We start from the raw sequence: 13,196 nt of genomic DNA, 5'->3' as shown, positions 1-13,196 counted from the left end.
AAGGACCCCACGACGGAGGCGCTCTGGCGATGCCCTACGACCCCGACAACCCCCAACAGCCCGGCTCGCGGCTCCGCTTGCTCCCCTGGGAAACCTGGGACGGCCGCCCCTGCTACCTCCACCCCGCCGACAACAGCCAGGGCTACCTCTCCCGCAAGGCCGACCGCATGGAAGCCCAGCAGATGCGCAACGCCTCCGTCGCCTACACCGACGCCGAGACGACCCTCCGCAACGAATCCGCGGGCCCCCTGCTCCTCCGCCTCACCCTCATCCGCACCACGGCCGCCCTCAACAACGCCCTCCGCATCGCCGACAGCCGAGCCGGCCGCCTGCCCGAACCCCCAGACAACGGACCGAACGACTGCCCAGGCCCCACTACATCTCGATAAGCAAGGCGAACAGCGCGAACAGCCCGACAAGGGCGAGCGGCGCCAGGAGCGCAGACGTCACCCGGAACGCGTTGTGGCGCCGCCGGCGCGGCAGAACCCAGCTGACCACCAGCAACCCGACTGGCACGACCAGCCCGAATCCGCACACGATAGAGGCGAACTTCAGACTCGACACGAAGCGATCGAGCCGCTCACCGCCACAGGAGCAACACACCGCGGGCGTCAGAAACACGAGCCACCCGAGCACGAACCCCACATTCACCGTCACGGCCGTCGAAATAGCGGGGGCGACCAGCGCCAGTGGCGTCGGCTCATCCTTCTCCCACTCCCACCTCACGGCCACTTCACAATCGCCATGCAGGCAACAAACAGCACCACAACCGTCAGCGGAGCCATCAGCGCAAGCATCGCCCGCCGCCCAGCGTTCCGCCGCTCCCACGGCAACCCCCAAGCCGCAACAAGCAACCCCGCCGGCCCCAAAAACCCAACCTCCAGCACCGAAAAGGCAGTCGAAACACTCGCATCAAACCCATGCGCCTTCTCGCTACTGCACGCATCACAAGCCATCGCCGAGAACCCAACAACGACCAGCGCAAAGAACCCCGCAATCACCGTGACCACACTAGAAACCAACGGCCCCACCCAGGCCCACTCATCACGCTCTACGTCCAAAGGCAGCGACATCTGTTCCATACGCGCCAGCCAACCCCAGACGCCGCCCGCCCACATGAGTCCCCATACTCAGACATCCACGCGCCCACGCTCATGCGCAGGAATCTTCGCCGACGTCACTCAAGTACGCCCGGGCCCTTCGTGATTCGTGCCACCGACAGCAGTCGAACCGCCAGTGCCCAAAACAGCTCCATCTCTACCCGGTGAGGAATTCAGAACCTTGCGACGCCAACGGTTCACTAGCGCACTAGCAGCCTGTCCGTAATCTTAGCCCTCGGAAAGATTTGGACACAAAGTGAGCCGCAAAACTCCCCCGCATCAAAGTCAACCATCAGAGATGATTGCGTCTTATCTGATGCAATCCGTAGCCTCGTCGCTCCTTCTCGAAATACGTCGACCACAACATCTTGGGCGTCGCGGAGTTGCACCCTGACCGACCCTGCGGTGACATTGTAAGAGAAAGTCAGATCCTGGCCCGTAACCTCCGCGAAGTCGATAAGATATACATCGTCCTCCGAGTCACGCACTACCGCAGCACCGAACTCCTCAGTAAAGCTATCGGGATCCGGCGCTTCGAATTTATGGCACATACGCTACCTCCTGCTCAATTTCCCGGGCAAGTTATTCACGGATACTTACGCGACCACCGCCGCCGCGGAAGATTACAGTTGAGAGCCTCAATCCACCATCCTCCATTATCTGCCACGTACTATCAACCCCCCGAATTCCATACGGCCCATATATGACGGAGTTCACCTTGCCAAAGTTTCCCCATTCATTTGAAAAGGTCTCCGAAAATCCGTTGTGGACGGATTCCTTCAGGTGTTGCGTCACGTAAGCACGCGAAGCCGGGGTGTCATGGAATCCAATCCCCCGCAGTTGATCTGCATTCTGCACAGCCCTGGGGGTGTTGTGCGAATCAGGTTTTATGTCTTTGTTAAACAGGTAGTCAAGCTTCCGCGGATTTACCTCTGCACAAGCCGAGAGCCCCAGTGGATCGGACCACGTGGAAGGGTTTTGGACGTAGGCCGCGGGATTGTCAGCCGGCGCCAATCCTAGTGGGTCAAGTGAAAGATATCGTCCCACATTCGGGTCGTAGTGTCGGATGTAATTGTAATGCAGTTGCGTTTCTTGATCGAATATCTGACCTGGAAAACGCAGCGGAGTATAGGCGGTTGCCGAGCTGTTCCAAGTCGTCGCGCCCCACAGAGTAACCTGAGTGCACCAGGCGTTATCACCAGCTACCGAAACGAGTTCCGTAGGGGTGCCGACCAGGTCAGTAATGATAGAGAAGAAACGTCGATCTACTACTTGCTGGGCGGTATGAGACAGATCGGCCCTGATGCTTTTACGTTCAGTTTGAGAGAGAGGCTTGAAGCCATCGTGTTCCCAGGTCAGGGTGACAGCCTCTACCGTTTCCGCAGAGTGCGCGCTTTGCTCAATGAGGATGGTTTCATCCCAGGTGAAGTGGGTGAACTCCGCAACTCTTTGACCGTCGACGGCCAGGCGTTTTTTGGCTATTCGACGGGCGAACGGGTCATAGAGGTAGCACCAAGTGGTGCCATCGGGGGTGACGACTGACGTGAGCCGATCTTCCGCGTTCCAGGTGTAGTGCCAGCTGTCCGGCTTCCTGGACACTCGGGTCTTCTGCCGGAGGGTTACCCGTCCCAACTCATCGTGCTCATAACGAATGCGCCCCGCGCGAGTAATGCGGGTGCCCTCATACGAACGCTCGCCTCGGGCTGAGGGGTTGGGATGGCGGTCGGGCCAGGTGGCGTGGGTTTGATTGCCTGCTTCGTCGTAGGCGTAGGTCTCCGCCCAGTCGGTGGCGCGGACGGCGGTGACGCGGCCGGCGCGGTCGAGGTCGAAGGTGCGGCGGCCGGTGTGGGAGTCGTCGATCGCGGTGAGGTGGCCGTCCGGGCGGTAGGAGTAGGCCCGTTGGAGGACTTGCTGCACCTCGACTTGCGCGGTGCTGGTGGGGTCCGTCGCTGCGGCAGTGAGGGACTGGCTGGCCATACGGCCGGTGAGGTCCCAGGTATGGGTGAGCTGGAGGGTACCTCCGATGGTGCGGGTGAGTTCCTGGCCCGCGGCGTCGTACTGGAATTGCAGGGCGTGGCCGGCGATGTCCATGCCGGTGCGGTTGCCGGCCGCGTCGTAGGAGTAGGTGGTGGTGTGGCCGGTGGGGGTTGTGCGGGAGGTACGGCGGCCCAGGACGTCGTAAGTGAACCTCATCGTACGGCCGTTGACCGACTCCGCAGTCACCCTGCCGAGGACGTCGCGGGTGTAGGTGACGGTGGCGTCGGGGTTGGCTGCCTGCTGGAGGTGCCCGGATAGGGCGTGGGCGTAGGTGGTGACCAGGCCCGCGGCGTCCTTGGAGGTGATACGGCCCAGCGCATCGCGGGTGTAGGTAGTCACCTCGCCCAGCGCGTTCGTTCGGGTGGCGAGTTGGCCGGCCGCGTCGTGGACATAGCTCAGCACGCGGTCGTCGAAGTCGGACTCGGATATCAGGCGGCCCGCGCCGTCGTAGGCGTAGTTCCAGGTCAGGCCCTGGGGGTTGGTGACCTGGGTGAGGCGGAGTTCGGTGTCGTGGGTGAACTCGTGGCGGACACCGTCCGGGTCGGTGCGGGCGGCGAGGAGGTCGAAGTGGGTGTATTCGAAACGGGTCGTCTGGCCGACGGCGTCGGTGTGGGTGAGGCGGTTGCCCTCGCCGTCGTAGGTCCACTCTTCCCTGGCGCCGGTGGGGTCTATTCGGGCGGCGAGTTTCCCTTCGACGGTCCACAGCATGTGGGTGGTCGCGCCGAGGGGATCCGTTACCGAGGTGGTGCGGCCGAAGTTGTCGCGGCGGTAGTGGATGGTGTTGCCGAGGGGGTCGGTGACCGAGACAGGCAGGCCGGCCCCGTTGCAGGAGACGCGAGTGGTGTTGCCGAGGGCGTCGGTGACCGAGGCAAGGTTCCCGCGGGCGTCGTGGCTGTAGGTCGTCGTGGCACCCGCGGGGTCCGTCGTGGCGACGCGATTGCCGCGGGCGTCGTAGCGGTGGGTCCAGGTGGTGCCGTCCGGGCCGGTGACGTTGAGCGGGTTGCCGTGGGAGTCGTAGACCGTGGTGGACGAGGAGCCGTCGGGGAGGGTGACGGTGGTGGGGCGGCCCTCGTCGTCGTAGGTGAAGTGGGTGGTGCGGTCCAGGGGGTCGGTGGTGGAGAGGATGCGGTGCTTCGCGTCGCGGGTGGTGCGGGTGGTGGCGCCGGTGGGGTCGGTGGTCGCGACGATCTGGTGGTGGTCGTTGACCTGGTAAGTGGTGAGCTGGTCCTGGGAGTTGAAGAAGCGGTTGGTGCGGATGCCGGTTTCGGGGTCCGGGTCGCCCCAGACGTAGCGGGCGCGGAGGTGGCCCGCGATGCCGCCCTGTGAGGTGCAGCGGTCCGCCTCGTCGTAGGCGTAGGTGTAGCTGCTGTGGTTGGTGTCGGTCCAGGAGGTGATGCGGCCGGCGTCGTCGTAGGTGAAGCGGAGGGGGCGGTCGGAGGCGGGCTTGGTGACGGTGGTGAGGTTGCCGAAGGCGTCGTAGCCGTAGGTGGCCAGGAGTTGGTCGCTGCCGTCGGGGGCGGCGCCGGCCAGGTGGAGGGCGGTGACGCGGTCGCCCTCGGTGGTCAGCAGGAGGCGGTAGCCGGCGCTGTGGGTGATGGCGGTGGGGGTGCCGTCTTCGGTGTAGTCGAAGGTCTGGTGGTTGCCGTGACGGTCGGAGATCTCGTCGAGGAGGGCGAGGTTTTCGGTGTGGGCGGTGAAGTAGCGGCGGGTACCGGTGGCCGGGTCTACGAGGAAGTAGTCGCCGTCCGGGGTGCGGGCGAGCGGGGCGCCGTCGCCTTCGAGGGGGAGGGTGGGGACGCCGACGGCGGGGTGGGGGTAGAGGAGGAAGTTGCCCTCCTCGCCGATGAGGATGACGCCCTCGGCGTCGATCTCCAGGCGCTGGTCGATCGTGGACATCCACGTACGGCCGAACCAGCGGCCGGTGCGGTACGAGGACTCGAAGGTGCGGGTGAAGGAGAGCGGGAGGCTGCCGGGGAGGGCGATGTCGGTCTGCGGCAGGATCATGCGGCCGGTGGCCATGTCGATGGGGTCGCTGCCGAAGGTCTTGCACCACCCGGTGCGCAACCGGTCCCGAATCGTGCGCTTGCCACCCTCCTTTGCCGCAGTGCGTGCCGCGCTCTCGGCCGCGTCCTTGGCGCCGGCCCTTGCCGCCCCCTTGGCCAGGCCGCCCGCCCCCTTGCCCCCGACGAGGTTGATCGCGAACGCCCCCGCCGCGTCGAACGGGTCGCTGCCCCAGCCCGAGCCGAGCATGCCCTTGGCGAGTTCGGTGGGGTGGAGCGGCATCTGCGCCAACCCCAGGAGGGTGGTCGAGACGTTGCCCATGTACTGCCACGGGTGGGCGATGTTGTAGGGGTCCATGGGGTTGACGGTGCGGGCGAGTTTGACGGTGTCGGCGGCGGCTTTCACGGCCCCGCCGGCCAGGTGCATGTTCTCGACGACGAACGCCTTGCCGGCGTCCTTGAGGCCCGCGCTCGCCAGGTCGGTGAGCTGCGGTTTGTCCGGGGCGTGGGCCAGGGCGCCCTTGATGGCGTTACGGGCCCGCTCGGCGGCCTCGTCGCGCTGGCTGCGGGCGTTCTTCAGCATGTCCTGGGCCGCCTCGCGGCCCTCGGTGCCCGGGTCCACGTAATCGGCGGGAGGGTTGGGCCGCGGGCCTGGATCCGCGCCCTGTTCCACCGCGGCGTTGTAGCTCTCGCCCGCCGCTACGTACGCCTCGGCCTTCGCCTTCCACGCGCTGAGCGCATGCTCGGAATCCCGCTGCGCCTGCGCGTACTTCTCGATCGCGTCGACGGCCTTGCTCTGCGCCCAGGTCACCGTCTCCGCGTACGCGTGCAGCGCCTTGTACGCGTCGTCGCAGGCATCGGCGGTGTACATCCACTGCTTGGGATGCATGTCGAACGCCTCACGGAACGCGTCGGCCGCCTTGCCGCTCCAGTGCTGGCCGGAGCCCAGCTTGCGCATGCCGTCGGCGACGCGGTTGAACGCCGCGGCGAAGTCCTTCAGGTGCGACGCGGTCTCGTTGAGCTTCTCGACATCGCCGTGGATCAACTCCTTGGGATCGTCGGTCTCGCCCAGCTGTCGCTCGTCGACATGCGCGCCCAGCGCCCCGGCGGCCTTGTCGCCGGCCGAGCGGACGGCATCGGCGGCGCCGTCCGCGCCCACCGCCTCCAGGCCGTCGCCCAGTTTGTCCGCGCCGAACTCGACGACCTCGCCCGCGCCGCGCTCGATGGCGCCCGTGAGCTTGCTCGCCCCGTCGCCGATCGCGTTGACGGCATCACCGAACATGCTCACTTGCCGCTACCCCCGCCTGCCTGATCCGGCCCCTGCATCTTCGCCGTGGTCTCGGACGGGTCCTTGCCGCCGTTGGCGAGACGGTCGGGGACCGATGCCACGTCGTGGGCGAACGACGCGGCCTGATCCGCCACCTGCTGTTGCTTCTCCACCGACTTTTCCGATGTCGGGTCCCAGTCCGCGCCCTCGAACTGCTTGAGCGGATTGGCCACATCGCCCCAGGACTGCTTGTGCAGCTGCTCGGCCGTCATCGTCGGGTCGCCCCATGCGGCGTTCACACCGTCCTTGAGGACATCCGAGACGTACTGCTCCTGCTCGTAGTAGAGACCGGCCGTGATGCCCAGCTTCTTGGAGAATTGGTTGGCGTCCTGCATCAGGTTGTAGACGCCCCAGCCCCAGCGGTCGCAGAACGACGAGAAGATCGATGCCAGGCCGTCGTCACCGCATTCCATGGCATCCATGGACAACTTGCCGAAACCGCGCCCCAGTTGGGCCTCGATATCAAAGCCCAGTTCCTTCAGTTCGCTCGTTGCGGCTTTTATTCCCTTGGTGAGCTCCTCGAACGCCTCCGGTTCGACGTTGTAGCCATCCCCCCTGAGCAGCCCCATTTACGCCACCCCCCTGGGCATCGCGCCGGAAATATCCGCGGAAGTGGCCGCAGAAGTTGCCGCGCCTGCATCCGCGCTCACGTCTACGGGCGCGTTCACGTCCGCGCCTACGTTCGCGTCCACGTCCACAGCCGCGCCGTCCGGGACGATTCCGGATACCGGTGGGAAGAGCATCCCCTGCTCACTTCCCGCGTCCAGCGCCACCCCCGCCGGCCCGTCGACGGCAGGTATCAGCACGTCGAGGACGCGCGCGCCGGCCGTGGTGACGTACTGCCACTCCGTCCCCTGCTCGCTCCCGCGGGCTGCGGCAAAACGGGACAGCGCATCCTCATCGGTGAAGGCATAGAGCCAGCGGATACCGTCCAACTCCGCTGAGAGGAAGGAGTCATTGGCGACCGGAAGTATCACGTGCGTGCGACGGAATTCGCCGACCAGCGCGGCTGGATTCGGTTGCCCCTCATGGAACGCCGCCACCTCGTCTGCCAACGGCATGGCGAGACCCCTCCCCCGTTGTTCGTTCAGCTCGCTACCGGACCCACTTTGACACACGGCACTGACAACACCGCCGGGAGTCGGCCCGAATAAACCGACCAGGGAGCCTTTTTATTTTCAATTATCTCGGAGAGGAGCGAGCCACCGTCGCCATAAGAGGCGGCACCATTGCGACGCACGCAGCCCCGGAAATTCAGACCCCCGTGCGCCCGCCCCCGACTCCCCGCACCAGCGCCTCGGCCGCCGCGCGGGCGGTGCGGGCGGCGGCCGGGTCGCCCGTGACCGCGGCGGCGGTGATCGCGCCGTCGATCAGCAGCGCCAGCTGGCCGGCGAGCACGGTGGTGACGCCACCCGGCCCTGCGGCCTCGTCGGAGGCAGTGGCCGCCAACGGCCGTACCAGGTCGGCCAGATAGGTGCGCAGGGCCAGCTTGTGCTCGCGGGTGACCCGGCCGACGCCCTCCGATGTGGCGCCCAGTTCGCCGTACGCGTTGATGAAGGCGCAGCCACGGAAGTCCGGTGCGGCGAACCACGTCTCCAGCCAGTCGAAGACTGCGAGGGGGGCGGCTCCCGGAGTGCCGGAGTGGGCGTCCACGTAGGCGGCGAGGGAGGCGCGCCAGTGCTCGTCGCGGCGGCGCAGATACGCCTCGACGAGGTCGTGCTTGGCGGGGAAGGTGCCGTAGAGGCGCTTGAGGGAGACGCCGGCGGCGGTGCGGAGTTCGTCCATGCCGACGGCCTGGATGCCGCGCTCGTAGAACAGCTTCTCCGCGGCGTCGAGTATCCGCGTCCGTACGTCGTCTGTCCGCGTCCGTACGTCGTCGTGGTCTGCCACAGCGGCCCGCCTTCCCAAGAGAACGATCGTTCTCTACACTAGCCGACGCACCGGAGAACGAGCGTTCTCGCCAGCGTTCCCCGGCGCTGCCAGCAGCAGCATGCGCACCGACAGGAGCCCTCCCATGACAGCCGTGACGCAGCCACGTCCCCCCTTCCCCCCGTTCGACGAGGAGTCCGCGCGCCAGAAGGTCCAGGCCGCCGAGGACGCCTGGAACACCCGCGACCCCGAGCGCGTCGCCCTCGCCTACACCGAGGACTCGGTCTGGCGGAACCGGGACACCTTCCTCGCCGGCCGTGCCGAGATCGTCGAGTTCCTGCGCAAGAAGTGGGCCCGGGAGCTGGACTACGCGCTGCGCAAGGAGCTCTGGTCGTACTCGGGGAACCGCATCGCGGTGCGGTTCCAGTACGAGTGCCGGGACGCGAGCGGGCAGTGGTGGCGGAGCTACGGCAACGAGCTGTGGGAGTTCGACGAGGCGGGGCTGATGCGCCGGCGGGAGGCGGGGATCCACGACGTCCCGATCACGGAAGGCGAGCGGCGCATCGTCGGCCCGCGGCCGGAGGCGGAGCGGGGAGCCGGCCGGCCATCGCTACCGGTCCGCTGACGGGCGTCGGGCAGGCGTATGTCCTGCGAGGGGGGCGTCCTGCGGGCAGGCGGGATCGGGATACGGGGCGGGCGGCGGCTTCCCCTACACGTTCTTCGAGGCCGTGGCGAGGGCGGGCAGCTTGCGCTGCGTCTCCTCGTCCGCCGGCATGCACACGAACAACTTCACGCCCGGCGCGTCCAGTGCCGCCAGCTTCACATAGTCGAATGTCAGCAACCCGACCCGCGGATGCCGGAACACCCTGCGGCTGCTGCCGAAGTCCGCGAGGTCGTGCGCCTGCCACCACTCGTTGAACTCCGCACTCACCTCCCGGAGTTCCCGGGTGAGCCGGTCGAATCGCGGATCGTCGAACCGCTCCCGCGCATCGGCCCGGAACTGGGCGACCAGATCCCGCGCCTGCCCCTCCCAGTCGGTCAGCAGCGACCGCATCGCCGGGTCCGTGAAGACCAGCCACAGCAGGTTGCGTTCCTCCGGCGCCAGCTCCCCGGGGTCGCCGATCAGCCCGGCCTCCGCACTGTTCCAGCCCACCAGGTCCCAGTTGGCGTCCAGCAGATACGCCGGATGCGGAGCGAGCGCGTCCACCAGCCGCTGCAACGCGGGCCCGGGGCCGCGGACCGGAGGCTGCTCCGGGGGCCGCTCCCCGGCCAGCGCGAACAGATGCCGCAGCTCGACCGAGCTGAGCATCAGGGCCCGCGCCAGGCTCGTCAGGACCTGTCGGCTCACGCTGATGTCGCGGGCCTGTTCCAGCCAGGTGTACCAGGTCACACTGACACCGGAGAGCTGGGCGACCTCCTCGCGCCGCAGCCCTGGCGTACGCCGCCGGGGTCCGGCCAGAATGCCCGCGTCCTGCGGCGTGATCCGCTCCCGGCGCGAGCGCAGGAACTCCGCGAGTACGCGCCGCCGGTCCTGGTCGGTCATCGACTCTCCCGGTGGCGGAGGCTCTCGGTCGGTGGTAGCGGAAACACCAGCATAATCGGTCTCTGTATGCCCGTTCGGGGCTGTTCGATCGTTGCTGCATGACACAGACAACACGCCCGTCGGGTGCCGCGGCGGCGGTGCAGCCTTCGGCGGCGAAGCGGGGCCGGCGTGCCGGACGGCAGGCATCCGCGGCACCGGGACGCGCTCTCGCCATCGTCCTCGCCGGCGCCTTCATGGCCGTTCTCGACACCTTCATCGTGCTGGTCGCCGCGCCCGCCATCCAGGCGGACCTGCACTCCTCCGCCGCCGACATCCAGCTGATCCTCGCCGGCTACCAACTCACCTACGCCGTCGCCCTGATCACCGTGGCCCGCCTCGGCGACCGGTTCGGCCGCAAGCGGGTCTTCCTGCTCGGCATGGGGCTCTTCACCGTGTCCTCCGTGGGCTGTGCCCTGGCCCCCGGTTCGGGCACCCTGATCACCGCCCGGCTCGTCCAGGGTTTGAGCGCGGCGGCGATGTTCCCGCAGGTCTTCGCGATGATCCAGGTACTGCTCCCGGCGGAACGGCGCCCCAGGGCGTTCGGTGCGCTCGGCGCGGTCATCGGAATGGCCACCGTCGCCGGGCAGTTGCTCGGCGGCCTCCTGATCTCCGCCGATCTCTTCGGCTCCTCCTGGCGCCCGGTCTTCTGGGTCAATGTGCCCGTCGGTGTGGTCACCCTGCTGCTCGCCGCCCGGTACGTCCCCGAGTCGCGCGCCCCGGAAGCACGCCGCCTGGACCTGCGCGGCGCAGCCGTGCTCACCTTCGCCCTGGTGCTCCTCGTCGTCCCGCTGGTCGAGGGGCGCGCGTCCGGCTGGCCGCTGTGGACCTGGCTCAGCCTGGCCGTGAGCCTGCTCGCGTTCGCCGCGTTCGCCCGGGTGGAACGGCGGGTGGACGCCTCGGGCGGCGACCCGCTCGTGCGGCTGCGGCTGCTCCGCGAGCGCCCGTTCGCGGTCGGTATGGCCCTGGTCCTGCTCGCCTACGCGGGCATCAACTCCTTCTTCCTCGTCCTCTCCCTCACCCTCCAGGACGGCCTGGGCAAGGACCCGCTCGGCGCCGGTCTGGCCTATACGCCGTTCGCGGTGGTCTTCTTCGCCACCAGCCTGCTCGCCGGCCGGCTCGCCCGCTTCGGGCGCCGCGTCCTCCAGGCCGGCGCCCTGATCAGCGGCCTGGGCTTCCTCATCACGCTCGTTGTGGCCGCCGGCGCCGGACCCGCGCTCACCTCCGGGGAACTGACCCCGTCGCTGCTCCTGGTCGGCGCCGGCAACGGGCTGCTGGTCACGCCGCTGCTCAACGCGGTGCTCGCCAACGTCGGCCCGAAGGAGGTCGGCATGGCCTCCGGAGTGCTGTCCACCGGGCAGCAGGTCGGCGGCGCGGTCGGGGTCGCGCTCATCGGCGTGCTCTTCTACGGCGCCCTGGGCACCGCCCCGCACCACGACACCGCCGCCTACGGCCACGCGCTGGCCGTCGCCGTCGCGTTCAACGCCGCGCTCGCCGTGCTGATCTCGGTGCTGCTGCCCTTCCTCCCGAACACCGCCCGGCGGCGAGGGCAACCGGGCGGGAGCCATCACTCTCCGTGAGGATTTTTTTCAAAGGCCTTGGCACGCGGGCGACTTGAAGCTATCCTGGAATGACCGTTCCGAGATCACGGAGCCATCCCGACTCCCGGAGCGGAGAGATGACGGAGCAGCACCGAGATCGGCACCGCACGCGACGAAAGGAGCAACTCATGCCCGACATCAAGCACTTCAACCCCGATGTGGTGCTGGACGACATCGTCCAGGTCTTCTGGCACCAGGGCATGGCCACCACCGGAATCCAGTCCCTGGTGACCGCGACCGGAGTCAGCCGCTCCAGCCTCTACGCCACGTTCGGCAACAAGGACGACCTCTACGCCGCGGCCCTCGGCCGGTACATAGAGCAGCACTCCGCACCGGCCTTCGCCCAACTCGCCGCGACGAGCACGGGACTCACCGCCATCGAGGAGTTCTTCGGCACGCTCATCGACGTCCGCTGCTCCGGCGCGGTCGCCGGCTGGGGCTGCATGGTCACCAACGCCTACGCCGGTCCCGAATGTGCCGACCCCGGGATACGCACCCTTCTGGAGACGCACCACGGCACGCTCCAATCGGCCCTGCGCGCCGCGCTCGCCACGGCCGCCGATCTCGGCCAACTCCCGCCCGGCACCGACCTCGACGCCGCCGCTGCCGTGCTGTCGACCCTCGCGTACGGCGTGAATCTGCGCTCCCGCGCCGGTGCCGACGCCGGGTCGCTGACCGACACCGTCACCGCCGCCCTCGCGCCCCTGCGCGCCGAATCCACACCTCACACAGCCCACACAGGAGTGACCCGCCCATGAGCCTCCAGGACGAGCTGACCGCCTTCTTCCGCACCCGTTACCCGGACATCCCGGCCGCCGCCCGCGAAGTGATGGAGCGCGCCGCCCGCGATCTCGCCGCCTCGGGCCAGGCCGACCGCGCCCGCCGAGCAGGCGAGCGGGCCCCCTCGTTCAGCCTCCCGTCGGCGACCGGCAGCGCCGTCTCCCTCGACGCCCTGCTCGCCGCCGGGCCCGTCGTCCTCACCTTCTACCGCGGCGCCTGGTGCCCGTACTGCAATATCGCCCTGCGCGCCCTCCAGGAGCAGCACGCCGGGATCACCGCCCGGGGCGCCCGCCTGGTGGCCGTGTCCCCGCAAATACCGGACGAGTCGCTCTCCCTCACCGAGAAGCACGGACTCGCCTTCGATGTCCTCAGCGATGTCGGTTCCGATACGGCCAAGAGTTACGGCCTCAGCTTCGACCTGCCCGACGACCTGGCCGCCACGTACGACTCCTTCGGCTTCGATCTCCAGCGCGTCAACGGCGGCCATCCGCGCACCCTGCCGCTGCCCGCCACCTATGTCATCGACCGCGAGGGCGTCATCCGCTGGGCCTTCGTCGACACCGACTACACCGCCCGCGCCGAGCCCGCCGACATCCTGGCCGCCCTCGACACCCTGGAGGTTTCGCCCTGACCGCGCTCCCCCGAGCGCCGCGGATCCACGCCACCTCAACGGACCACCAACTCGCCGCCGTCCCGCCATAGGCCCCCGTTCACCGGAGCGCTATCGTCGGATTCCAGGAACGTAACGGGGGGAGGGCAGCCGTCGATGGCGCAGGACGATGCCGTGATCGGCTGTACCGGAGTGCTGCTGATCGGCACTCGAGGGGCTGCCGGACCCGGTGAAGTTCTGGTGCGGATCCGCGGGGGCTCGGAAGCTTTCCTCGCGTGGTCCGCCGAGCCCCT

Annotated in this window: 13 protein-coding genes; 6 read left to right on the top strand and 7 right to left on the bottom strand. The window is 68.0% G+C overall.

Annotation, left to right across the window (positions count from 1 at the left end; all coding sequences use genetic code 11):
• Nucleotides 1-29: 29 nt before the first annotated feature.
• Nucleotides 30-389, top strand: a complete 360-nt coding sequence (locus tag IEZ17_RS20020; protein ID WP_189302013.1) for a hypothetical protein — start codon at nt 30-32, stop codon at nt 387-389.
• Here IEZ17_RS20020 and IEZ17_RS20015 read toward each other — a convergent pair.
• From IEZ17_RS20015 to IEZ17_RS19990, 6 genes are all read right to left on the bottom strand, one after another.
• A complete protein-coding gene (locus IEZ17_RS20015) occupies nt 376-726 on the bottom strand; it encodes a hypothetical protein (RefSeq protein ID WP_229852421.1) in 351 nt (116 codons plus the stop codon). The two genes, IEZ17_RS20020 and IEZ17_RS20015, sit on opposite strands and share 14 nt — an antisense overlap.
• Nucleotides 723-1,082, bottom strand: a complete 360-nt coding sequence (locus IEZ17_RS20010; RefSeq protein ID WP_229852420.1) for a hypothetical protein — start codon at nt 1,080-1,082, stop codon at nt 723-725. Before IEZ17_RS20010 ends, IEZ17_RS20015 begins: the two co-directional genes overlap by 4 nt.
• A 600-nt stretch (nt 1,083-1,682) precedes the next feature.
• Nucleotides 1,683-6,419, bottom strand: a complete 4,737-nt coding sequence (locus IEZ17_RS43895) for a putative T7SS-secreted protein (RefSeq protein ID WP_189302316.1) — start codon at nt 6,417-6,419, stop codon at nt 1,683-1,685.
• A 2-nt stretch (nt 6,420-6,421) separates the two neighbouring features.
• Nucleotides 6,422-7,033, bottom strand: a complete 612-nt coding sequence (locus IEZ17_RS20000) for a hypothetical protein (protein WP_189302010.1) — start codon at nt 7,031-7,033, stop codon at nt 6,422-6,424.
• A complete protein-coding gene (locus IEZ17_RS19995) occupies nt 7,034-7,525 on the bottom strand; it encodes an SseB family protein (protein ID WP_189302008.1) in 492 nt (163 codons plus the stop codon).
• Nucleotides 7,526-7,718: 193 nt separating this feature from the next.
• Nucleotides 7,719-8,354: a TetR/AcrR family transcriptional regulator gene (locus IEZ17_RS19990; protein ID WP_189302006.1), complete on the bottom strand. Its 636-nt coding sequence runs from the start codon at nt 8,352-8,354 to the stop codon at nt 7,719-7,721.
• Nucleotides 8,355-8,478: 124 nt separating this feature from the next.
• Here IEZ17_RS19990 and IEZ17_RS19985 point away from each other — a divergent pair, with 124 nt between their 5' ends.
• Complete coding sequence (locus IEZ17_RS19985; RefSeq protein WP_189302004.1) at nt 8,479-8,958, top strand: nuclear transport factor 2 family protein; 480 nt, start codon at nt 8,479-8,481, stop codon at nt 8,956-8,958.
• Nucleotides 8,959-9,042: 84 nt separating this feature from the next.
• On the opposite strand, the gene IEZ17_RS19980 is transcribed toward IEZ17_RS19985, so the two are convergent.
• Entirely contained in the window at nt 9,043-9,876 is an 834-nt protein-coding gene (locus IEZ17_RS19980; RefSeq protein ID WP_189302002.1) for a helix-turn-helix transcriptional regulator, read from the bottom strand.
• 98 nt (nt 9,877-9,974) lie between these two features.
• On the opposite strand from IEZ17_RS19980, the gene IEZ17_RS19975 reads away from it, so the two are divergent.
• The 4 genes from IEZ17_RS19975 to IEZ17_RS45685 form a co-directional block, all read left to right on the top strand.
• Nucleotides 9,975-11,492 carry an MFS transporter gene (locus IEZ17_RS19975; protein ID WP_189302000.1) on the top strand — a complete coding sequence of 506 codons (1,518 nt, stop codon included), beginning with the start codon at nt 9,975-9,977 and terminating at the stop codon, nt 11,490-11,492.
• Between the two features lie 149 nt (nt 11,493-11,641).
• A complete protein-coding gene (locus IEZ17_RS19970; RefSeq protein WP_189301998.1) occupies nt 11,642-12,271 on the top strand; it encodes a TetR/AcrR family transcriptional regulator in 630 nt (209 codons plus the stop codon).
• Nucleotides 12,268-12,924, top strand: coding sequence for a peroxiredoxin-like family protein (locus tag IEZ17_RS19965; RefSeq protein WP_189301996.1), 657 nt, complete (start codon nt 12,268-12,270; stop codon nt 12,922-12,924). Before IEZ17_RS19970 ends, IEZ17_RS19965 begins: the two co-directional genes overlap by 4 nt.
• Nucleotides 12,925-13,059: 135 nt before the next feature.
• A partial coding sequence (locus IEZ17_RS45685) for an NfeD C-terminal domain-containing protein (protein ID WP_506005250.1) occupies nt 13,060-13,196 on the top strand: 137 nt, incomplete at its 3' end.

The sequence above is a fragment of the Streptomyces albospinus genome (assembly GCF_014648695.1).
GTDB classification, from domain to species: Bacteria; Actinomycetota; Actinomycetes; order Streptomycetales; family Streptomycetaceae; genus Streptomyces; species Streptomyces albospinus.
Note: the sequence above shows the minus strand (reverse complement) of the source record. Positions and strands in the feature narration are given on the sequence as shown.